Raw genomic sequence first — 22,404 nt, 5'->3', positions numbered from 1 at the left:
AAAAAATGATAGCAGATTCAAATGCTGCCAAGTCCATGTTCAATTATAACATTAAAGAAAGTAGATGTGGAACGAGGAGACGCGGACGGGCTGTACAAGTTTTCATCGCTTTTTCATGATGCCCTTCCGCGTGTGAAAATATAAATGTTCATCAAGTAAAGACAGACTGGCAATGATCGTATAGACCCGCAAATTTTGATATAATAGAAGTTCCAATGTGAAAAATGGAGTTCATTGAAGGAGCGTGTGATAAATATGTTTTTCTCGACAAATGAATGGCAACATAAAGATACACTGGCGATCGGACTTTTTCAAAAGAGCCAATTATCAGGAAAAGCAAAAGAAATGGATGAATTACTTGAAGGACAAATCACTGAATTATTAAAAGAAGGCGATATTTCATCTAAACGAAATCAGCTTTCGAAGTTTTTCCCATCCCCTGAAACAGGCATCAAACGCATTTATTTTGTCGGGCTTGGGAAGGAATCAGATTACACGTTTGAAGAGGCAAAAGAAGGATTTGCCCATTTATTTAAAAAGCTTCATCAAGATAAAAAGCAAGCGGTTTCGGTCTTGCTGGACACGTTTATTGGAAAGGATCTACCTGCCCAAGATGCAGCCCATGCCCTTTCTGAAAGCTGCCTTTTAGCTACATATGAATTACAAGATTTTAAACATAAAACAAATGAGCCGGATCGCTTCATCGAATTTGTTTATGCAATGACGGATCATGATACGACTGAAATTCAGGCTAGTCTGAAAGTGGGCGAGGTCTACGGACAGTCCGTCAATTCGGCTCGTACCCTTGTGAATATGCCGCCGAATATGCTCACATCCTCTGATCTGGCTTCGTACGCGGCAGAGCTTGCGTATAAATACGAATTTGAGATTGAAATTTTAGATAAAGAACAAATGGAAGAGCTCGGGATGGGCGGGATTCTAGCTGTCAATAGAGGCTCAACAGAACCACCAAAGCTCATCGTTCTGAAATATCAAGGCAAGGAAGAATGGACGGACGTGATTGGGCTTGTCGGTAAAGGCATCACATATGATACTGGTGGCTATTCGTTAAAGCCAAGAGCCAGTATGGTTGGGATGAAAACTGATATGGGCGGCTCAGCCTCTGTTTTAGGTGCTATGGAAATCATCGGTGAACTGCGCCCAGAGCAAAATGTCATTGCTGTTATTGCTTCGACAGACAATATGATCTCGGCTGACGCGATGAAACCGGATGACGTCATTGTGTCGCTTAGCGGTAAAACAATCGAAGTGCTGAATACGGATGCAGAAGGCCGTCTTGTTTTAGCAGATGGGGTGACATATGCGAAGCAGCACGGTGCCTCTGTTCTTGTAGACGTGGCGACATTAACAGGCGGAGTCATTGTGGCACTTGGAAATGAGACAACAGGCGTCATGACAAATAACGATGAACTGTATGCCCAGTTTAAAGAGGCATCAGAAGAATGCGGTGAAATGATTTGGCAGCTGCCAATCACTGAAAAAGATAAAAAGCGCGTACGAAACAGCAAAATGGCAGATCTCAATAACTCACCAGGACGTGATGGACATGCGATCATGGCAGGAGCTTTCATCGGTGAATTTGCTGAGGATACGCCTTGGGTTCACTTGGATATTGCAGGAACAGCCACAACAGAAAAGCCTTCATGCTTTGGGCCAACAGGGGCGACAGGTGTGATGGTACGGTCATTGGCCACATTTGTGGAACGATTTGAAGGAAAGAAATAAAGGATGAGGCTCTGCCAAATGGCGGGGCCTTTTTTATGTAGGTCATACGCCATTTGACGTAGTATTTTTTCTATGGTAACATACGTTGGTACTTTAATTATCTACTACATTAGTAAACTAAAGGATTTCGGGGGTTTCACCATGAATGCAGTTGTTTTAGCGGTTGTTTTAATGTTGATATTAAGCTTGCTGCGGGTCAATGTCGTGATTGCGCTGGCACTCGGTGCTTTAGCTGGCGGACTTGCGGGTGGATTAGGCCTGGGAGGAACAGTGGAAGCCTTTACTGACGGGCTCGGAGGAAATGCGACAGTGGCGATTAGTTATGCGCTTTTAGGGGCATTTGCTGCGGCGCTGACAAAAACGGGTCTTCCAGATGCTATGGTTGAAGGAGCAGTGAAGCTTTTAGGAAAAGAAGGCGACTCAAGAAGAAAAACATTATCAAAAGTACTGATCATTCTTGTGATTTTGATCGTATCTTGTTTTTCACAAAACGTCGTTCCTGTTCACATTGCCTTTATTCCGGTCTTAATTCCGCCATTATTAAAAGTGTTTAACGAGCTTCAAATTGACCGTAGACTGCTAGCGTGTGTTATGACCTTCGGACTCACTGCACCATATATTTTACTTCCAGTCGGTTTTGGACAGATTTTCCACGGAATGCTTCGTGATAACATGAAAGAGGCAGGATTAACTGTACAATTATCAGATGTTCCACTAGCCATGCTTATTCCTGTAGGGGGCATGGTGCTCGGGCTGCTTGTTTCACTTTTCGTGTATCGGAAACCAAGGGTATATGAGGATCGAGATATCACGGACGTAGAAAAATCAGCTTATACGAAAAAGAGCTTATTGCTTGCAGTGCTGGCTATCCTTGTCTCACTTATTGTCCAGCTTTATTTATCTCAAAGCCTTGGTGTGGAAGGAATGATCTTCGGTGCACTGGCAGGTCTTCTAGTTCTGTTTGCCACAGGCATGATGAAACGAGATGAAGCGGATGCGCTGATTACTTCCGGTATGAATATGATGGCATTTATCGGCTTTGTCATGCTTGTAGCCGCTGGATTTGCCAACGTATTAACGAAAACAGGAGATATTGAACAACTAGTGAAAGCATCTTCTCAGTTCATTGGAAACAATCAAAGCGTAGCGGCCATTTTAATGCTATTAGTTGGTTTACTTGTGACAATGGGGATCGGTTCATCCTTTGCGACGATTCCAATCATTACAACCATTTTTGTTCCGTTATGTATGCACTTAGGATTTAGCCCGCTAGCCACCATTGCTATTATTGGTTCAGCTGCGGCTGTTGGCGATGCTGGTTCACCTGCAAGTGACAGTACGCTTGGACCGACATCTGGATTGAATATGGATGGACAGCATCACCACATTTGGGGTACATGTGTCCCGACTTTTATCTATTATAATATCCCGCTTGTTCTATTCGGCTGGCTTGCAGCGATTATCCTGTAAGATGAAAAGCTTGTAGAGAAAACGATGATGTTTTTTCTATAAGCTTTTTTGTTGTTCACAAGCGAAAAAATAATTAGGACTAAAGTATGAATTAAATGAATCTTTCTTCCTCTATCTTACGTATATATGCTGATAAAAACGAAAAGGGGAAGATGAGAGATGTCATTTTTTAAAAAGCTAGCGGCAAGTGCAGGGATTGGTGCGGCAAAGGTAGATACCATTTTGGAGAAAAACACTTATTATCCTGGACAAGAGGTAAGGGGAACTGTCCATGCAAAAGGCGGGAAAATCTCTCAGGACATCCGCTATATCAATGTCAAGATTGAAACACAGTATGTGATTGTGAAAGATGATGAAGAGCGTAGAAAATATGCGAACATCTATACTTTACGGGTGACGGATTCTTTTACCATCCAGCCTGGCGAAAAGCATGAATTTCCGTTTTCATTTATTCTTCCTATTGATACCCCGATGACGATCGGAAAAGTAGAAATTGCAGTAGAGACGGACCTTGATATCCAAGGCGGAATTGATAAATCGGACTATGATCGCATTTTCGTTGAAGCACATCCTTGGGTGAAAAATGTGCTAGAAGCCACTAGAAATCTTGGCTTCCACCTGAACGAAGCGGACTGTGAACAAGCACCTTACTTCCAGCGTCGTCTGCCATTTGTTCAAGAATTCGAGTTTATTCCGACATCAGATGACTATCGTTATATGCTTGATGAATTAGAGCTGATTTTTCTGATAGATGAAGGCGGATTAGACATTGTTTTCGAAGTCGACCGCAGAGCAAGAGGACTCAGAGGGTGGCTTGAGGAGATGTATCATGATGGAGAACAGCTTGTGCGCTACCGCTTCAGTCCATCAGACCTTGAAGATGTAGAAGTGCTTGAAGGGATGCTAGAAGGAATCATTGACCAATACGCTGAATAATGATGAAAAAAGAGCCTGAATGAAGACAGGCTCTTTTCTATGCGACTTGTAGATGATGTCTGCACTTATGATGCGGCTTGTTGTTTTCGAAAGGACGTAGCTTTTGAAACAGAGCGATAAATTTTAGGTGCCAGCATCGCAAGTAATATCGTCAATGCGTAATCTTTCACCATAAACCAGATCATAAAGAACCACGTGGTTTGATAAGAAATCGGGGCATTCAGCCACACATTTAATGCGAGGTACGTATAAGTCGTTCCGATCACATACATGACGGTCGTACCTGCAATAGCTGCAAGTAAAAAGCGGCCAAATCCAGGATTTTTTCTTTTTTCTAAAATGAATCCAGCTAGCCAGGCAGCAGGAATATACGATAAGACAAAACCACCGCTTTTGCCTAAAATCACCCCAAAGCCTGCTGAAAACTGTGCGAATACAGGTGCGCCAGCAATTCCGACCAAGGCATATACAATCATCGCTAAAGCACCAAGCCGTCTGCCGAGCAAAAGACCAGCAAGTACACAAAAAAATGGCTGCATCGTAAGTGGAATTCCGCCGACTTGTAAAAACGGCACAATGGATGTGATATTCGCTCCAATCGCCATGAGTGCAGCAAACATTCCGACTAGCACAAAATCAGCGGTTCTTGTTTTCTGTTGCATGATGTTTCCCCCTGTCTTATCTGTACAAATAGATTAAGGGGATGAAGGTTATTTGTCAACCTATTTTTGATATTGGTTAACAATAAAACCCGCCCATCAAAAGGGCGGGTCTGTATTAAGCTTGTGTCATAGAGGACGCATCGATCGCTTGATGAACAGGTACATAATCATAGCCGAGATCACGAGCGACGGCTTCATATGTGATATGTCCGTTCATGACATTGACACCTTCTGCGATGGCTTTGTTTTCTTGAATGGCTTTTGCAGCGCCTTTATTAGCAATTTGCAGTGCGTAGGGAACGGTGACATTCGTTAAAGCAACAGTCGATGTCCGTGGAACGGCTCCAGGCATATTGGCGACAGCATAATGTAAAATACCGTGTTTTTCATAAGTAGGTTGATCATGTGTTGTGATATGATCTATGGTTTCGACAATGCCGCCTTGGTCAATGGCTACGTCTACGATGACGGAACCGGGCTTCATTTGCTTCACCATTTCTTCCGTCACAAGCGTTGGTGCTTTGGCACCTGGGATCAGCACCGCACAAATGAGAAGGTCCGCCTCACTGACTGAATCGGCGATATTGACAGGGTTAGACATTAACGTTTTCATTTGATGCCCAAATTGATCGTCCAGCTGACGTAATCGTTCTGCGTTTACGTCAATAAGAGTGACATCTGCGCCAAGTCCAATCGCCATTTTCGCTGCGTTTGTTCCAACAACACCGCCGCCTATAATTGTGACCTTCCCTCTTGATACCCCTGGTACGCCTGCGAGCAAGATGCCTTTACCGCCTTTTGGCTTTTCTAAAAATTGTGCACCGATTTGGGCGGCCATTCTGCCTGCCACTTCAGACATAGGTGTTAAGAGAGGGAGTGATTTTCCGTCCGTTACTGTTTCATAAGCAATAGCTGTGACGCCTTTTTGTTTTAAAGCTTCAGCCAAGGAGGGCTCTGCAGCAAGATGCAGGTACGTAAATAAGATGAGTCCTTCTCTGAAAAATGAATATTCCTCAGGTAATGGTTCTTTTACCTTCATGATCATATCAGAAGAAGCCCACACATCTTTCGCTTGATCAAGAATTTCTGCACCAACAGATACATAATCGTCATCAGTGAATCCGCTTCCAAAACCAGCGTTTGTTTCAATCAAAATCTGATGTCCAGCTGAAAGTAATTGAGAAGCTGCTCCTGGTGTTAATGCCACTCGGTTTTCATTGTTCTTAATCTCTTTCGGAATGCCGATGATCATGTTTATTCCTCCCATGCTTATCTATTCATATTGTATGTCTAGTGTATCCTGAATGTTTAAAAAATGCTTCGGTTGAAATAAAAAATAAAAAAACGCCTCTTTGTGAAATTTCACAAATGGACGTTTTTTAGCTTCATATCAAGGTATATGGTCATTTTCTCATTCATGTTTTTTAAATCGATTTCTGCAATGTCCGTAATGCGTTTTAATCTGTAATTCAATGTATTGATGTGGATGTTTAATTGCTTTGCGGCAATATTGGCATTGCTGTCACAGTCAATAAACCGTTCAAGGGTTTCGACTAGGTTGGAATGATGCTTCAGGTCGTAATCTTCCAGCTTTGATAAAGAGTAACTGGAGTAAGATGAACCCCTTCGTTTTTCAGCGAGGACATCTAAATATTGATAAATACCAAGTTCAGAAAAACTGTGTAAACGTTCGGTTTCAACAGGGAAGCGCTCTTTTGTTTTTAATACAGCCAGTGCTTCTTTATAGGATGGCTGAATATGAGAGATGTTATCGTAAATTCCACCAATCGCTGCTTGAACGTGATGGATATGATAACGATCAGACAGCTGCTGCAGCATGCCGCTTGTGAATTGTTTAATATCCTGCAGTGGGTGCTCTGTTTTTGGTGAGACAAGAATAATGAATTCGTGAAAATCAACAGTCGTTAACAGCACTTGGACTTGCTGCGTTGTTTCAAGCAGATAAGATAGCTTTTTTTCTGTGTCCTCTGTGAGTTCGTCACGAAGTCGGAAGATGATGATGGCATACGTGTCTGGACATCTGATGCCGAGTCTTAAAAATAGGTCGAGCATCTCATCCTTTTCATGAATATGACCTGTGAGCATCTTCCAAAAAAGCTCCTGATTGCGTTCTTCTGTTTTCGTTTTGCGAATTTGTAAGTTAAGTAATTTGTTTTTAACAGCATGTGCTGCCATCTTCAAAAGGTCTATTTCTTCTTCTGAAAAAGGCTGTGCGGATTCAATTGCCCAGATAAATCCGAGTACTTCTTTGTCCTTCCAGATTGAAATGGCAACCCTGCTAGATAAACCCACCTCTGCAATTTGAGGGACACGAAGCGGTTCGTCTGTCTTAAGGAGTGTAGGAATGATGCCGTCCTTCCAAAGCCGATTAATGACCTTTTCCGGTACACGGCGGGAGATAATGGTTGAAGTTCTGGCGGGATCAGTAAAATCATTATGTGTGCTATAAGCGAGCAATCGATGATGCGTATCTTCTATAGTAATAGGGCAATTGAGCACATCACTAATTTGGTCTGCCACATCCTCTAAACGATCAAGACTATACTTAAATGGATCTGTCTTTTTTGTCATAAAAACCCCTGCTTTTTCGAATATTTCACGTACTTACATTATGAAGAGAAAGAGGTACGTAAATCAATAACAAAATGCCATAAATTTAAAAAAGAGATCGCTATGAAAAGCGAGCGCACCGATGCTGAAAGAAGGAGAAAAAGAAATAGTAAAATAATAACGTAGTAATAAATCAATAGGCGGAAAGATTCAGTGAAGTGTGTCTACACTTATTAAGAATATATGACCAAAAAAATGTTAAATACTAGATAAAAAGCGAAAATACAGTAATTCTATAGACTCATTTTGTAAAATAAAAACAGATTTGTTTGACTGTGTATCATTTCTGTTTTTATAATAATAACGTCAAAAAATAAGTGGATTAGCCCATTATATGGCGGCTATGCACGGGAGGTAATGAGGAATATGTCAGGAATTATTCGCGTAACCCCAGAAGAACTAAGAGCGACCGCTAAGCAATATGGTGTTGAAAGTCAAGAAGTGTTAAACCAAGTTGATCGTCTAAATAGAATGATCTCAGATTTAAAAGGAATGTGGGAAGGTGCTTCTAGTGAAGCATTTGCTGATCAATACGAGCAGTTAAAGCCTTCATTCATCAAAATGTCTGATCTATTAACAGATGTCAGCAATCAGCTTGATCAAACGGCAAATACACTTGAAAGCACTGACCAAGACATCGCTAGCCAAATCCGCGGCTAATCAAAGGGATTTCCTTTCTAAGTGTGAAAAGCAGAAAAAGCGCCGAGTCTGTCAATGGATGCCGGCGCTCTTTCTATTTTGTGAGGTGGAAATTTGTGTATATCGATATTACCATCGACTTAAAAAATTATGATGGCAGTGTGTTTGATTTGAGACTATCAAATTATTTACATATTAAACAAGTCATCCATATCGCCTGGCAGGCAAAACAAATCTCACTCCCTAAGCGAGAAGGCGGCTGGGTGCGAGTAGTCAATAAGAAAGCTGTGTTTTCAGGCGAATATAAGCTGTCAGACTGTGGAATCACCACAGGAGACAGGCTGGAAATACTATGAAAGGACTTTTGTAAATGGCAGATAAAAAGAGTTCCTATTTAGAAGAACAATTAGAAGCAGTGATGAAAAAAGAGGGCGTAACCTACAGCTTCATTTTTCAAAGAGAGACCATTAAACTCTTAGACGGTTTAGAAGCGGCACCGATCAAAGACATCAACCCTTCATTCAAAAAAGAGATTCAATTAACTGAAGATGAGGTCATTATTTCTATTCAACCGCCTCCTGCCTATCAGGAATTTCGTTTCATCCATGCGAAGGATGAAAAAAGCAAATGGATTTTTTCATACCAGCTTGTCGATGCAGTGTGCAAACACGACGTGAAGCGGCTGCATCCTATTGTTTCTCCTGAAAACATTGTTTTTCATCAAGGCTTAGCTCCTGCATTTTTGCATTACGGCGTCAAAGAAAGCGTCCCGCCATATGAAACGGATGAGCATCGTCTGTTAAAAGAGGTCAAAGCCGTCATTCTTCGAGTGGTGGACCATGAATATCAGTTTCAAGAATATGTGGCTTACAGCGAGACACTGAAATTATCTGAACTGGCAAAAGAGATCAGCGAAACGCAGTCTCTGGAAGAATTGTCTGCCCTGATTCAGCAAAAGATCGAAGCGATTGAAACGAAAGAGAAAACGCTATTGACCATTCCGAAAAAGAAATGGAAGGTCGAACGATATATCGGACTAGGTCTGCTTGTCCTATTAATCCCTGCATTGGTGTACACCATTTACACCTTCTTTTTTGCGATGCCGAAACAAGAAGCGTATGTCGAGGCAAACAAATATTATCTCAACAAACAGTACAGCCAAGTGGTGGATACGTTAGAAAAATATTCAGCCAATCAAATGCCGGTCTCTCTTCAATATGAACTGGCCATTTCGTATGTACAAACAAATCAAGGCAACCTGTTACTCGATCAGCATAAAAAAGAAATCACAGATACATACACATTACAGACTGATCCGCAATATTTCCTTTTCTGGATTCATATTGGACAAGGCAATAGCAAGGAAGCACTTGATATTGCACGGGTACTTGGAGACGACCGGTACATATTTACGGCACTCGTCGCCTACCGCAACGACATTCAAAACGATGACAGTCTTTCTGCGGAAGAAAAACAAAAACAGCTAGATCCGATCATTAAGGAAATGGCGAAATATGAAGAAAAAGAAACAACGGAGACAAGCACCAATGACTCCTCGGGCGCAAGTCAAACAGATGAAACAGCTGAACAAAAAGAGCAGTCAAAAGCCGATCAAGAGAAAAAAGAGAAAGAATCTGAAGCGAAAAAGAAAACCTCTCAGACGAAAAAAGATGAGAAAAAATAATTCTTTCGATACAACTGACAGTTGGTGCTGTCCCATGAGGAGGTGGAGCGTTTGAGTCTTCTTTGGGTTTTTTATGAGGAGGATTATCAAACCGTCCGTTTAGACGAGCAGTTCAATCGAGAAGCTGTGATTGGACCTGAAATAGAGCATACGGTGACAATCCCTTCACTTTCGTTTGATGAAGGGGTCATCCGTTTAACTCCTGATGAACCGAATGATGGCTTTTCCATTTATCAGGGTGAAGAGAAGAAAGGCACATTACTTCCACATGAACCATATAAGCTTGGTACACTGACACTTGTTTTAATGGAAGCACATCATGATCAACACATTTATTACCTAGGAAATAGAGTCGAGCTGTCTTTTTCACGTGAGAACAAAGGTGATATTGATGTGTGGAAAGAACAAGCGCATTCCATGTTTCAAGATGCGAGCCAATTTACTTTGGAGAAAATCGAAGGAACTTGGTATGTCATGCCTCAGGACGAAACGATTTATGTGAACGGGAAAAAAATTCATGGTCCAGAGACAATTGATGCTGGAGATGAGCTGTTCTGGAACTTCCTAACGGTGACATTGAAAGAGGATGATTTATTGCAGGTGACTGCATATGAACCATTTCAAACACGTTTGGAAAAAACAAGAGCACCAAGCACAGAAACAAAACAAAAATATCCTTTATATAGACGAACACCGCGTTTAATTTATGATCTGCCAGATGACCGGGTTTCCTTTAGCTTTCCTTCGCAGGAGAGTGAAAATAGCAGCAGAGGGCTTTGGCTTGTTGTCCTCCCGCCGCTTGTGATGCTTCTTGTGATGGGAATTGTCGCTCTTGTCCAGCCGCGCGGGATCTTTATTGTCGTGTCGATGGCGATGTTTATCATGACGTTAATCACATCGTCTGTTCAATACTTTAAAGAGAAATCACAACGTAAAAGAAGGGAAGAGAAACGGCAGCGAGTCTATTCTCTTTACTTAGAAAATAAACGAAAAGAACTGCAAGAGCTCTACGACCGCCAGCAATATATTTTGACGTATCATTATCCGTCATTTGAACAAATGAAGTATTTAACGTCAGAAATTAGCGGCCGAATTTGGGAAAAAACACTGATGAGTGATGATTTCTTGCAGTTGCGTCTTGGGACGGGCGCAGTCCCGTCAAGCTATGAACTATCGATGAGCGGCGGCGATATGGCCAATCGTGATATCGATGAATTAATGGAACAAACGCAGCACATGCAACAGGTCTATCGTGAAGTAAAGGATGTACCCATCACATTCGGTCTTGCCGATGGCTCAACTGGATTGATTGGAAAGCCCGCCATTGTGAAAAAGGAGCTTCATCAGCTTGTCGGACAGCTTGCTTTCTCGCACAGCTATCATGATTTAAGATTTGTCTTTATTTTTCATGAGCAGGAGTATGAGAAGTGGGAATGGATGAAATGGCTTCCGCATTTCCAGCTGCCTCATACATACGGCAAAGGGTTTATTTACAACGAACAAACACGTGATCAGCTGTTGTCCTCCATTTATGAAATTTTACGTGAGCGTGATCTAGAAGAAGAAAAAGAGAAGAAGATCTTTACGCCTCACTTTGTGTTTATCGTGACAAATCATGAGCTCATTGCGGAACATGTGATTTTAGAATATTTAGAAGGCAGCCGAACGGACCTTGGCATCTCCATTATTTTTGCTGCTGAAACAAAGGAAAGCTTAGCTGAAAATATCTCGACGCTTGTCCGTTATATTAACGAGGAAGAAGGAGATATTCTCATTCAGCACAAGAAAGCCGTCCGAATTCCATTTCAGCTTGATACACATGAGCGCGGGGACAATGAGCTGTTTGCCAGAACGCTGAGAACATTAGATCATCAAGTTGGCATGACCAATTCGATTCCTGAAACGGTCTCCTTCCTTGATCTTTTTCATGCCAAACAGGTAGACGAGATTGGTATTCGTGAAAAGTGGCTCACATCAGAAACGGCCAAATCACTCTCTGTGCCAATCGGTTATAAAGGGAAAAATGACATTGTGGATCTGAACCTGCACGAAAAAGCACATGGCCCGCACGGCCTGTTGGCGGGAACAACAGGATCAGGGAAAAGTGAATTTTTACAGACGTACATTTTATCGCTCGCTGTACACTTTCATCCACATGAAGTCGCTTTCCTATTGATTGACTATAAAGGAGGCGGAATGGCGCAACCGTTCCGGAATATTCCTCATTTACTTGGCACGATCACCAATATTGAAGGCAGTAAGAATTTTAGTGAAAGGGCACTTGCTTCAATTAAAAGTGAATTGAAGAAAAGACAACGCTTGTTTGATCAATATCATGTGAATCACATTAATGATTATACGAAGCTCTATAAGGAGAAAAAGGCTGAACAGGCAATGCCTCATTTATTCTTAATCTCTGATGAGTTCGCTGAATTAAAAAGTGAAGAGCCCGACTTTATTAGAGAGCTTGTCAGTGCGGCACGTATCGGCCGAAGCCTCGGCGTTCATCTCATTTTGGCTACCCAAAAGCCAGGCGGGGTCATTGATGATCAAATTTGGAGTAACTCACGCTTTAAGGTCGCACTAAAAGTACAGGATGCGTCAGACAGTAAGGAGATATTGAAAAATAGTGATGCGGCGTCTATTACCGTTACAGGCCGTGGCTACCTACAAGTAGGAAACAATGAAATCTATGAATTGTTCCAATCAGCTTGGAGCGGTGCGCCTTATATGGAAGATGGCTACGGATCAGAAGATGACATTGCCATTGTGACTGATACTGGACTTATTCCGTTATCAGGGGTAAGCACAGAGCCGGCTGTGAAAAAAGAGACAGTGTCGGAGATTTCTGCTGTTGTGGATGAAATTGAACGGATGCAGCAGGAGCTTGGTATTGAGAAGCTCCCAAGTCCATGGCTTCCACCGCTCGAAGAACGGATTCCAAAATCACGTTACGCGTCGAGTGAAGAGCATGTCTTCCATTTTGCGCTTGTCGATGAGCCAGATCAGCAAAGCCAGCATCCACTTTCTTATCAAATGATGGAGGATGGGAACATTGGGATCTTTGGTTCCTCTGGCTACGGAAAATCACTTGCTGCAACAACACTGCTCATGAGCTTTGCGGAGAGATATTCACCTGAAGAATGGCATGCGTATATTTATGACTTCGGAAATGGAACATTGCTTCCGTTGGCCAAGCTGCCGCACACGGCGGATTATTTCTTAATGGATCAAATGAGAAAGATTCAAAAGTCGATGACGCGTCTGCGGGAAGAGGTTGAATACCGCAAGCGTTTATTCAGGCAGCAAGAAATGAGTCATATCAAAATGTACAACGCCTTAAATGAGAAAAAGCTCCCATTCATTTTCATCGTGATCGACAACTTTGACATTGTCAAAGACGAAATGCATGAACTTGAATCTGAATTTATCCAGCTGAGCCGTGATGGACAATCATTAGGAATTTACTTCTTAATTACAGCGACTCGGGTAAACGCAGTCCGTCAATCTCTTATGAACAACTTGAAAACAAAGGTCGTCCATTACTTAATGGATCAAGGAGAGGCGTACTCGATTATTGGCAGACCGAAATTTAGCTTAGAGCCGATTCCAGGACGAGTTATTATCAACAAAGAAGAGCTTTACTTTGCACAAATGTTCCTACCAGTTGAAGGAGATAACGACCTCGAGCTGTTTGAGCATTTGAAACAAGAGATCCAGCTTCTTCATGATCGCTTTGCATCAGCTGAAAAACCAAAACCTGTACCAATGCTTCCTGATAAACTAACCATTTGGGAGCTAGAAAGTCGCTTAGAAGAACAAAAACAGCCGTATGACATTCCAGTCGGACTAGATGAGGAATCTGTTGCTCCTGTTTACTTTGACTTGAAGAAGAATAAACACTGCCTCATCATCGGTCAAACGCAGCGAGGGAAAACAAATGTGACAAAACTGATGCTTGATCAGCTATTAGCAGCAAAACCTGAGAAGCTAGCCGTCTTTGATTCGATTGATCGGGGTCTCTCTCATTATGCAAAAGAAGAGAACATTGATTACCTTGAAACAAAAGGTGATATCACCGAATGGGCTGAGGAAATAGACCGTTTATTCAAGGTGCGTGAAGAGATGTACGTCGAAGCTGTGCGCCGGGGAGAGACTGATCAGTTGTCGTTCTCTCAAATTGTGCTTGTGATTGATGGCATTACGCGTTTTCAGCAGACAATCGACCCGCGCCTTCAAGATCAATTGGCTGATTTCATGAAGTCATATGCACACCTAGGCTTTAGCCTGATCGCATCAGGAAATCATACCGAATTCAGTAAAGGCTATGATGCACTCACAAACGAAATCAAACAAGTTCGTCATGCTATGTTACTCATGAAAAAATCAGAGCAAAACATCATACCGCTTCCGTATGCAAGACAAGAACCAGATATTCAGCCAGGCTTCGGGTATTTGGTTGAAAACGGGAAAGAGAAGAAAATCCAGGTTCCTTTATGTGCGGTAGAAAGGAAGAGTGTTCAATGACAGAGCAGCAAAAAAGCTCCATCAAAATCGTATCGACCATGATATTGATTCTGGTTCTGCCGGTTTTATTTTTCCACCTTATTGGAGATGATCCGGCAAAACAGAAAAAGAATGCCACACGTAATATTGCTGTGGTCAATGAGGATATGGGAGCGAGCGAAAGTGAAAACACCGCTCGTTTCGGACAGGATGTCGTGGCCGCATTATCAGAGCGTCCAGATTATACATGGACCGTAGTGAACCGCAGTGCGGCGGAAAATGGACTGAAAAGCAGAAAGTATGACGCTGTCCTCTATATTCCGTCTGATTTCTCTAAAAATGTGCTGAGCTATGATAAAGATCATCCTGAAAAGGCATCCATTCAATTTTCCATTCAAGATCAGCTCAATTCAGTCAATAAAGAGAAAGTGCAAAGAGAGCTGGAAAATGCGCAAAAGAAAATGAATGAACAGATGTCAACGTTATACTGGAGCTTTGTATCACAGGAAATCGGCAATGTCAGAGAAGAGTTTGAGCATATTGTCGGTAAAGAAGTCGAATTCCAAAACACGATGTATAACTTCTATAAGCCGAACTCAAACAAACTATCAGACGCTGTTCAGCAGCAGAAGAAACAAATAGAAGAATTAAAAAATGCGATGGCCGACTCGCAAAAACAATATAAAGATGGTCTGAGTACAACAGAAGAAGCAAAGAACCAGTTAAAGGGCTTTGTGAAAGTAGTCGATCAATACCAGCAGTATCAAGACAAACAAAAGGACCTCCTGATCAAAGCGCAATCAACAAACCAAAAACAAATCCAGCAGGGGCTCAAACAGCTTGCTGATATCCAAAACCAAAATGCCCGCAGCTTTAGTGATCAAATGGGTGGACTCAAAACAGACATCAACGGCGTACAAAGTCAGCTAAACACAACGGACATCGCCATCCAATCTGTTCAAAAGTCAAGAGAGGACGCTATTCCTAAGCAATCGACGGGATTAACTAAGCTTGTTCAGGAGTCTCAGGAAGAACTGATTAAAAAGTATGAAGAGCGTTACTTAGAAGACTATCGAAATAAGATATCAGCCTTGCAGACAAAGCTATTGGCTAAACGGCAAGAGTTGATGGATGAGCCTGAGCCGCCAGTTGATTCTGAAGATGACGGGCCATCAGATCAAGATAATGAAAACCCAGAAGAGATTGGGATTAACCTAGATGAAGAAACAAATGAGCTCTCGCAAATTTCAATAGAAATGAACGACCTTGCGGATCAATTAGGAGAACAGGAGACACCTCCTTCGACCGGAGATGGGGAAGAAGGTGAAGCGGGCGAAAATCCTGCTCAGCCAGATACCGGCAACAAGAATTCATCGCAGGATGACCTAAAAGCACTCTCAACCCGCTTAGATGAAGTGAAAAAGAAAATTCAAGAAAAAGCTTCCGCTCATAATGACGAATTGAAAGACAAAGTGAGTCAAATGAGTAAAGAGCTTGAGAAACTTACGAAGAAAGTAGAAAAGCTTGAAAAGATGTTCCTATGGTTACAAGATCGATATAATGTGATTCCAAATGAAATCAAAAATCAGGAGTCCACTATTTTAAGCAAAGTAAAAGAGCTGAAGCGCAGAAACTCACCGATTGGTGAAGCTTTTAATGACAATCTTTTTGAGAAAAAGTTCGAAACAAAATCAACAAGAACTAAAAAATTAATGGAGTATTCCAATCAACTCTCTCAGCTAGAGCTGATGATCGCAAATGTCTATCAACCATCTAATAACTCTTCTTTATATGACGCAAAAGAAGAGAATATCCAGTCCATCCTCTCCATCAAAAAAGAGGAAACAGAAAACTGGGATACGCTCAAAAAACAAATGCTGACGTCAAACGATGATGTGTCTACTTTTATTGATGAGATGCAGAAGTTTTCAGATGGCTATGCAGAATACATTTCGACTCAGCAGGCAAGCATGGAACAGGAATTAAACACAATTTCTGAAAGTGCGGACAATGTTGCGGAGCAAATGGCTGATCAAGGAGATGCAGTGTATACGGCAGACCTTGCAGGCAGTTCTATTGTTGTCAGTGCGCAGGATTCAATTGGTCAAGAAGTGCTTCGACTTTCTGAAAATATGAGTTCGTTAACCGACCGCCAAAAAGGGGTGGCGGATTATACGAATAACATTGAAGAGAGTGTGACAACGGTCCAAGAAAAAGCGGATACGCTGAATGAAAACTGGAGCAAGAATGTTCATTCCACGAAGCTTGTTCAGCAAGATTTGAAAGGTATTTTAGGAAACACATTAAGCGATCAAGGCAACAGCAACTATGTGTATAATCACTTAGCCAATCCGCTGAAAATTAGCGGTGATGTACCAGAAGAAAAAACGCAGACTGTACCGCCAGTGGTTATTTTGGTCATTGTGATGATCAGTAGTTTGTTAATTGGCTTTTTCAGCTCGTATTATGCGGCAGCTCCGATGCTGGTTAAAGGTGCACTGTTTGGCATCTTAAATCTATTAGTCGGACTCATGATCAGCTTGTTCGGACTGAACATTTACAAGCTTGCAGATGATCAAGCGATTCAGTGGTCCATTTTCACGATTTTACTATTAGTGGCTTGTTCCGCCTTTATTCGCACGGCGTTCCTTTTCGGCTCTATTGCCGGATGGATGGCAGCAACGGCGCTTATTTTCTTCTTTGTCGCACCATTAATTGATTTGGTGATGCCGAATTTCCATTTCACAAATCCAGTGACAGACGTGTACCTGTCCATCCAATATGGAAATGGAGATCACTTTGGAATGGGTGTTATAGGATTAGTGATTTTAACTGTCCTCTTCATGGCCATCCCGCTTGTGACAAAGCTATGGAAAGATAAAACGGAGGAACGTGATGTGACTCATGAGGCTTAATCTGTTCGTGAAAGGGATGGCACTTGGTGTCATGTCCCTTTTTCTCCTCATTCCTGCTGCTTTCGCTGCTGGTGAAGATACGGATACAAATGTCAAGCCGAATGAATATCAAGAAAAAGAACTCAATATTAACTCAAGTATATTGAGGGATCAAACGAAATACGAACAAAGCAAAAAGACATCAACAGTTAAAACAGACATTCATTTTGCTGAACCGCCTAAAACTCCGGGAGGGTCTCTTTCTCCGCAGCTTTTCAGTGATCTAAAAGAGAACCCGCCCAAAACATCAGCTCACATGATGGAAGAGATGAATATCTCTTTTCGTGATGCCGCTGTATCGGCACCTTCTGGAGATGATTATGAGAAGCAGTCATCCGCACTGCTTCCGATCATCTTTGGTTTCTTAATCGTCTTTGGCATCGTTGTGATGGTCATTCTAATTCCAAAGGTGAATGTGAAGGCTGAAAAGAAATAGCCTGTCTCTTTAAAAAGAGGCAGGTTTTTCTTTATGCAGATTGCTTGAAGTCGTACCGTTTCACTACGTAAAATAGAGTTATCGAGGGAGGAGATTGTCATTCGAATTTCAATCGTTACAGGCGGATCAAAAGGATTTGGCCTAGCACTTGTGAAACGGCTGCTCTCACGCGGAGATCATGTGTACACGGCAGCAAGAAGTGCATCACCAATTTCTCATCCGAAGCTTACACATACACAGGTCGACCTGACAGATGAGCAAGCAGCAGCCAAATGGCTTCAAGATTGTCTCACGCCGCAAACACTGACAGCAGCTGATGACATCTTATTCGTCAATAATGCAGGCATGGTGACACCTATCAAGCGTGTGGGGCAAGGCGGACAGGATACGCTTCATCAACATTATACGCTGAATCTTGTGATTCCTGTTTTGCTGAGCCATGTGTTTGTTAAGCAGACTCAATCATTTAATGGAAAGAAAACGATTGTTCACCTTTCTTCTGGAGCGGCGAAAAATCCATATAAAGGCTGGAGTGCGTATTGCAGCTCAAAGGCAGGACTTGATATGTTTATGAGGACTTTGCATGAGGAACAGCAGGACGAGGAATATCCAATCAACACGTTTTCATTTTCCCCAGGCACGATTGATACAGATATGCAAGGAGAGATTCGGAAATCATCAAAACAGGACTTCGAACAAATTGATCGTTTTCAGCAATTATATGAAACAGGCACACTGAAGAGTCCAGATGAAGTCGCAGGTATTTTGCTCGATCTTTTAGCGAGTGATCCAGCTGGCGGCTGTGTATACGATGCACGTGAGTATGTGAAAAAGCAGTCATAACGACTGCTTTTTTCCGTCTTGTACAAGCAAAACCGGCCAATTTGACATAAGCTAATCTTGAGACTCATAGAAAATATAACAGAACATTTGAGTTTCTTTTCAGAATATGTTAGGATGCTAAAAATATAGATAAGGAGGGGTCTCCATGAGAAAGGTTACATTAATGGATGTTTACACCCATCCAGTTGCTCAAAAGTATTTAAATCGTTCAGGAAAAGCCCATGCGATTGCTTGTGCTTATCACGCATTCAAGCTGGCGATGAAGGCTGGGATTAACCCAGATCTGGCTGTGAAAGCAGCGCTCTTACATGACATTGGCCATTATGAATGGTATACAGCCGGCGGAGAATGGGATTACGAGACATATAGACGAAATGATATTCATGCCATTAAAGGTGCGGAGCGGGCACATAAACTGCTCATACGGCTCGGGGAGGAACCAAAAGCAGCCAAAGATATTGCACTTGCGATTCTGCTTCATACAGATTCCTATTTGCCAGAGGGCGACCTTCATAAGGACACACTCCAACAAATTGTGAAGAAAGCAGATGAAATGGATGAAGAGCCTGGCGGACACCACCATTACAGACAAATAGACGAATCACTCGCAATGAAAAAAATTGCTGATTTGGATCAGAAAGTGCAGCAGGCACTTCAGCCCATGAAACGCTCTGTTTAATATGGAATGTCACCATGAATCGTTCCGTGCTGATCGACATACAATGTGCGAATAACGGTACGGTTAAACGCAGATGTCCCTGACGCAGTGAGTCCAGTGTAATTTACCGTGACAGAATAAGCACCTTCTTTTTTCAATTGAACGGCTGATGAGGTACTTGTTTTCAATGGATGATCTTTTTTTGCATCTTGAAAGTAAGTGGTTTCCACCGTTCTGCTTAACCGTTTAATCAGACCGCTTGAATGGGTCGATGCATCTCCTGACTTCGAAGCAGCTTCTTTAATTTCTTCATTTAATGGTGAATCAAAGGTTACAAGCAGCAGATAAGGAGCTCTTTTTCCTGAGTTCGATTGAATCGTCCATTTTCCAGGAACGGGTTTATTGATTTTCACATGGTGTGAATATGCGCCTTCATATGGGAAGGATGCTTCCGATGTCTTAAGGTTTGTTAAGACATCTCCATTTGGGGCAATGATTTCGGGCTGCGTCTCCTGCCTTTCATTTAACCACTGGATCGATAAGCCATTCGTTCCTTCCTCTACATAGAACGCTTCTGTTTGATCCTTTTCACTTTCTCCACCTTTCACATAAACATCTGTATTGAGCTCAGCAGAAACGGGCTCTTGTTCCTCTTTATGTTTATTTCCAGCGCTCGCGGCATTTGCCAGCAGCTGATGCTGGAACACAGGAAACATGCTTGTGCCGTTTTTGATTGAATAGTGATCCCATTTTCCTGTTAAAATATTGTTTGCATATGATAGTTTTGTGCTGTTTACCGTGACGGCACCATCATTTGTACCAAAGCTTTTTAAATACATGCCGCCTAAATACAGCGCACCGCCAAATGTTCCCCATTCCGAACCAGAGTAGGTGACATATTTATTGGGAAACGCCTCAAGCTGGTCGGTTTCACTTCGAAAAGCCGCCATCAGACCGGTTTGCAAAGAATAAAGCGCGTCGCTTTTTTGTCCAAGAATTTCCGCCAGCCAGCTTCCGCCCTTGCTATACGCTAGATCCGCAAGCGGTGTCCCGTTATGAGGAGAGCCGAGAGTAATGACCTTTTCCACATAGGGATGGGCTTTGAAATACACCAGGGCGGACTGTGTATCGACCCCGCCTTTACTATGACCAATCACAATGAGTTTTCTACCAAACGAATCATAGATTTCTTTGAGCTTTTCCGCTAATAGTTTGCCGTTCTTTTTCATGTCCTGATCTGGGTGCAAATCTATGAATGCGCTTTCGTATCCGTTCAAAACAGCCTGCTTTGCCATATCGTTTCGATTGGACCAAGTGGAGGAGGAGCTGTTAATGCCATGAACAAAAACAAGTGGTGGTTTTGATCCGTCTTTTTGAACGGGCTCTTCGCCTTTAAACCACTTTCCTGGCGTCCCTGGTGGGTCTCCAATTGTCCCTGCATGCGCATAACATGCAGAGGATAGAAAGAGCATGACAGCAACAATACAGATGAGTTTTTTCAAGACAATTCACCTCTTCAAATGTTTTAAATGGTTGGCAGCACCAATCTATTATACTTCTAAAAAATGTAAAAACGTACCAATTGTTAAAATATGGTATTAATGTTGTGGGATTGCCCTGAGTGACATTCACATGGGTTCATGCATACGCTGTGGGTAAATACACAAGTAAAGGGGCGGGTAGTATGGCACAACAAGGAAGTCCACAGCTTGTTTCATTAGTTGATCCATATGTTTATCAAACATTGCAGAAAGTGGTCGGTATGAGATTAATTGTGCAAACAGTGAAAGATACGGTCCGTGGGAAATTGAAGGAAGTCATGCCGGATCATATTGTCATAGAAGCGGGGGCGAAATCAGTTTTTTATGTGCGGATCCAGCAAATCGTGTCGGTGATGCCTGATCACAGTGAAAGAGTGTAACAAGCAGACGCATAGGTGTCTGCTTTTTTTCATGCTTATAGAATGTATATCTAGAAAAAGTGCATGATATACCAATTGTTCTTTTTTTTTCAAAAAATGAGGTTCTAAAAACAAGAAGCAGTTGACAGATGGTGGGTTGAATAGTAGTTTTTTAATAAGATCAATACGTAACAGGAGGAGCATCTTTGTTAAAATCTAAAGTTCATTTTTGGACATTCCAAATATTACTTGTTTTACTCATTGTGTATGTATCAACAAAGGTTTCGTTTTTATTTCAGCCGATTATTTTATTTGCATCAACACTGTTTGTCCCCATTTTGCTGGCGGGTATTCTCTTTTTCATCTTTAATCCAATTGTTCAATTTTTGTCCAAGAAAATGCCTAGGACACTCGCTATCCTGATCATTTATCTCCTGTTCATCGGACTCATCACAATCATCGTCAATGCTGCCGGACCTGCCATTGTCACGCAGTTAGGCGGACTTGTCAAAAGCTTCCCTGGATATGTGACGGACATGCAGAAATTTATCAATGACTTTTCGCATTCTAAAACATTTACTTGGATGATGAGCCAAGATTATGTGTCTGTCTCAAAGTTTGAACAGACGGTCGTTTCGACATTAAAGGCATTACCGGAAAACATTGCTTCAAGCATGTCTGCGGTGTTTGGCGTGATTGCGAATATTGCTTTAGCCGTCATCACAGTTCCATTTATTTTATTTTATATGCTGAAAGACGGGCATAAGTTTCCGGACAAGCTCGTTCAGTTCTTACCAATGCCTTACCGCAAGGAAGGGCTCAAGATCTTCAAAGAATTAAACGACACGCTCGCAGCTTACATACAGGGGCAGATTATTGTCTGTTTGTTTGTCGGAGTCGCTTGTTTTATTGGATACTTATTAATTGGTGTAAAATATGCGCTTATTCTCGGTATTATCATTGCGGTCACAAATGTGATTCCATACCTTGGACCATATCTTGGCGCGGCACCAGCTGTGCTGATTGCCTTTCTTGATTCGCCTGGAAAAGCAGTGGTGACAGTGATTGTGATTCTTGTCGTGCAGCAAATTGACGGAAATGTCATTTCTCCATTGATCATTGGGAAACGCCTGAACACACATCCTTTGACCATTATCCTGTTATTAATTGGGGCAGGAAGCTTTGGCGGTATCCTTGGCATGATCTTTGCGGTTCCTGTCTATGCACTGCTCAAAGCCATCACCCTGAATATTGTCAGATTGGTTCAGCTGCGTCAGCGGTCTCGTAAAGAACAGCATTTAAACGTATAGGACAAATGCACAACTTTTCCCTTTTTGCA

Annotated in this window: 17 protein-coding genes; 13 read left to right on the top strand and 4 right to left on the bottom strand. The window is 42.1% G+C overall.

What is annotated here, in order from left to right:
- Positions 1-255: 255 nt before the first annotated feature.
- From MHH41_RS14650 to MHH41_RS14640, 3 genes are all read left to right on the top strand, one after another.
- Positions 256-1,746 (top strand): leucyl aminopeptidase, encoded by a 1,491-nt coding sequence (locus tag MHH41_RS14650; RefSeq protein WP_340866496.1) that lies wholly within the window; start codon positions 256-258, stop codon positions 1,744-1,746.
- Between the two features lie 141 nt (positions 1,747-1,887).
- Positions 1,888-3,216 (top strand): Na+/H+ antiporter family protein, encoded by a 1,329-nt coding sequence (locus tag MHH41_RS14645; protein ID WP_340866495.1) that lies wholly within the window; start codon positions 1,888-1,890, stop codon positions 3,214-3,216.
- Between the two features lie 159 nt (positions 3,217-3,375).
- Positions 3,376-4,152, top strand: coding sequence for a sporulation protein (locus tag MHH41_RS14640; RefSeq protein ID WP_003212856.1), 777 nt, complete (start codon positions 3,376-3,378; stop codon positions 4,150-4,152).
- 65 nt (positions 4,153-4,217) lie between these two features.
- Here MHH41_RS14640 and MHH41_RS14635 read toward each other — a convergent pair whose 3' ends face one another.
- From MHH41_RS14635 to MHH41_RS14625, 3 genes are all read right to left on the bottom strand, one after another.
- Positions 4,218-4,814 carry a biotin transporter BioY gene (locus MHH41_RS14635; RefSeq protein ID WP_003212636.1) on the bottom strand — a complete coding sequence of 199 codons (597 nt, stop codon included), beginning with the start codon at positions 4,812-4,814 and terminating at the stop codon, positions 4,218-4,220.
- Positions 4,815-4,929: 115 nt separating this feature from the next.
- Positions 4,930-6,066 (bottom strand): alanine dehydrogenase, encoded by a 1,137-nt coding sequence (gene ald / locus MHH41_RS14630; RefSeq protein WP_050944055.1) that lies wholly within the window; start codon positions 6,064-6,066, stop codon positions 4,930-4,932.
- A gap of 110 nt (positions 6,067-6,176) precedes the next feature.
- Complete coding sequence (locus MHH41_RS14625; protein ID WP_340866494.1) at positions 6,177-7,406, bottom strand: PucR family transcriptional regulator; 1,230 nt, start codon at positions 7,404-7,406, stop codon at positions 6,177-6,179.
- Between the two features lie 405 nt (positions 7,407-7,811).
- Here MHH41_RS14625 and MHH41_RS14620 point away from each other — a divergent pair, with 405 nt between their 5' ends.
- The 8 genes from MHH41_RS14620 (at position 7,812) to MHH41_RS14585 (ending at position 19,186) form a co-directional block, all read left to right on the top strand.
- Positions 7,812-8,105, top strand: coding sequence for a WXG100 family type VII secretion target (locus tag MHH41_RS14620; RefSeq protein WP_003213769.1), 294 nt, complete (start codon positions 7,812-7,814; stop codon positions 8,103-8,105).
- Positions 8,106-8,200: 95 nt separating this feature from the next.
- On the top strand, positions 8,201-8,440 hold the full coding sequence (locus MHH41_RS14615; protein ID WP_003213579.1) for an EsaB/YukD family protein: 240 nt from the start codon (positions 8,201-8,203) through the stop codon (positions 8,438-8,440).
- A 14-nt stretch (positions 8,441-8,454) separates the two neighbouring features.
- Positions 8,455-9,768, top strand: coding sequence for a type VII secretion protein EssB (gene essB / locus MHH41_RS14610; protein ID WP_340866493.1), 1,314 nt, complete (start codon positions 8,455-8,457; stop codon positions 9,766-9,768).
- A 51-nt stretch (positions 9,769-9,819) separates the two neighbouring features.
- Entirely contained in the window at positions 9,820-14,295 is a 4,476-nt protein-coding gene (gene essC / locus MHH41_RS14605) for a type VII secretion protein EssC (RefSeq protein WP_340866492.1), read from the top strand.
- Entirely contained in the window at positions 14,292-17,189 is a 2,898-nt protein-coding gene (gene esaA / locus MHH41_RS14600) for a type VII secretion protein EsaA (RefSeq protein WP_340866491.1), read from the top strand. The genes essC and esaA overlap by 4 nt, the downstream gene beginning before the upstream one ends.
- The gene (gene essA, locus MHH41_RS14595; RefSeq protein ID WP_050944050.1) at positions 17,179-17,664 is read left to right on the top strand and encodes a type VII secretion protein EssA; all 486 of its coding nucleotides are present in this window, start codon (positions 17,179-17,181) and stop codon (positions 17,662-17,664) included. The genes esaA and essA overlap by 11 nt, the downstream gene beginning before the upstream one ends.
- A gap of 99 nt (positions 17,665-17,763) precedes the next feature.
- Entirely contained in the window at positions 17,764-18,507 is a 744-nt protein-coding gene (locus MHH41_RS14590; RefSeq protein ID WP_340866681.1) for a (S)-benzoin forming benzil reductase, read from the top strand.
- A 145-nt stretch (positions 18,508-18,652) separates the two neighbouring features.
- Positions 18,653-19,186 carry an HD domain-containing protein gene (locus MHH41_RS14585; protein ID WP_003212819.1) on the top strand — a complete coding sequence of 178 codons (534 nt, stop codon included), beginning with the start codon at positions 18,653-18,655 and terminating at the stop codon, positions 19,184-19,186.
- On the opposite strand, the gene MHH41_RS14580 is transcribed toward MHH41_RS14585, so the two are convergent.
- Positions 19,183-20,667 carry an esterase/lipase family protein gene (locus tag MHH41_RS14580; RefSeq protein WP_340866490.1) on the bottom strand — a complete coding sequence of 495 codons (1,485 nt, stop codon included), beginning with the start codon at positions 20,665-20,667 and terminating at the stop codon, positions 19,183-19,185. The genes MHH41_RS14585 and MHH41_RS14580 overlap by 4 nt on opposite strands.
- 182 nt (positions 20,668-20,849) lie before the next feature.
- Here MHH41_RS14580 and MHH41_RS14575 point away from each other — a divergent pair, with 182 nt between their 5' ends.
- Complete coding sequence (locus tag MHH41_RS14575; protein ID WP_003213721.1) at positions 20,850-21,086, top strand: YuzF family protein; 237 nt, start codon at positions 20,850-20,852, stop codon at positions 21,084-21,086.
- Positions 21,087-21,271: 185 nt separating this feature from the next.
- Positions 21,272-22,375 (top strand): AI-2E family transporter, encoded by a 1,104-nt coding sequence (locus MHH41_RS14570; RefSeq protein WP_340866489.1) that lies wholly within the window; start codon positions 21,272-21,274, stop codon positions 22,373-22,375.
- Positions 22,376-22,404 lie beyond the last annotated feature (29 nt).

This window comes from Bacillus sp. FSL K6-1145, from assembly GCF_038003425.1.
GTDB classification, from domain to species: Bacteria; Bacillota; Bacilli; order Bacillales; family Bacillaceae; genus Bacillus; species Bacillus pumilus.
Note: the sequence above shows the minus strand (reverse complement) of the source record. Positions and strands in the feature narration are given on the sequence as shown.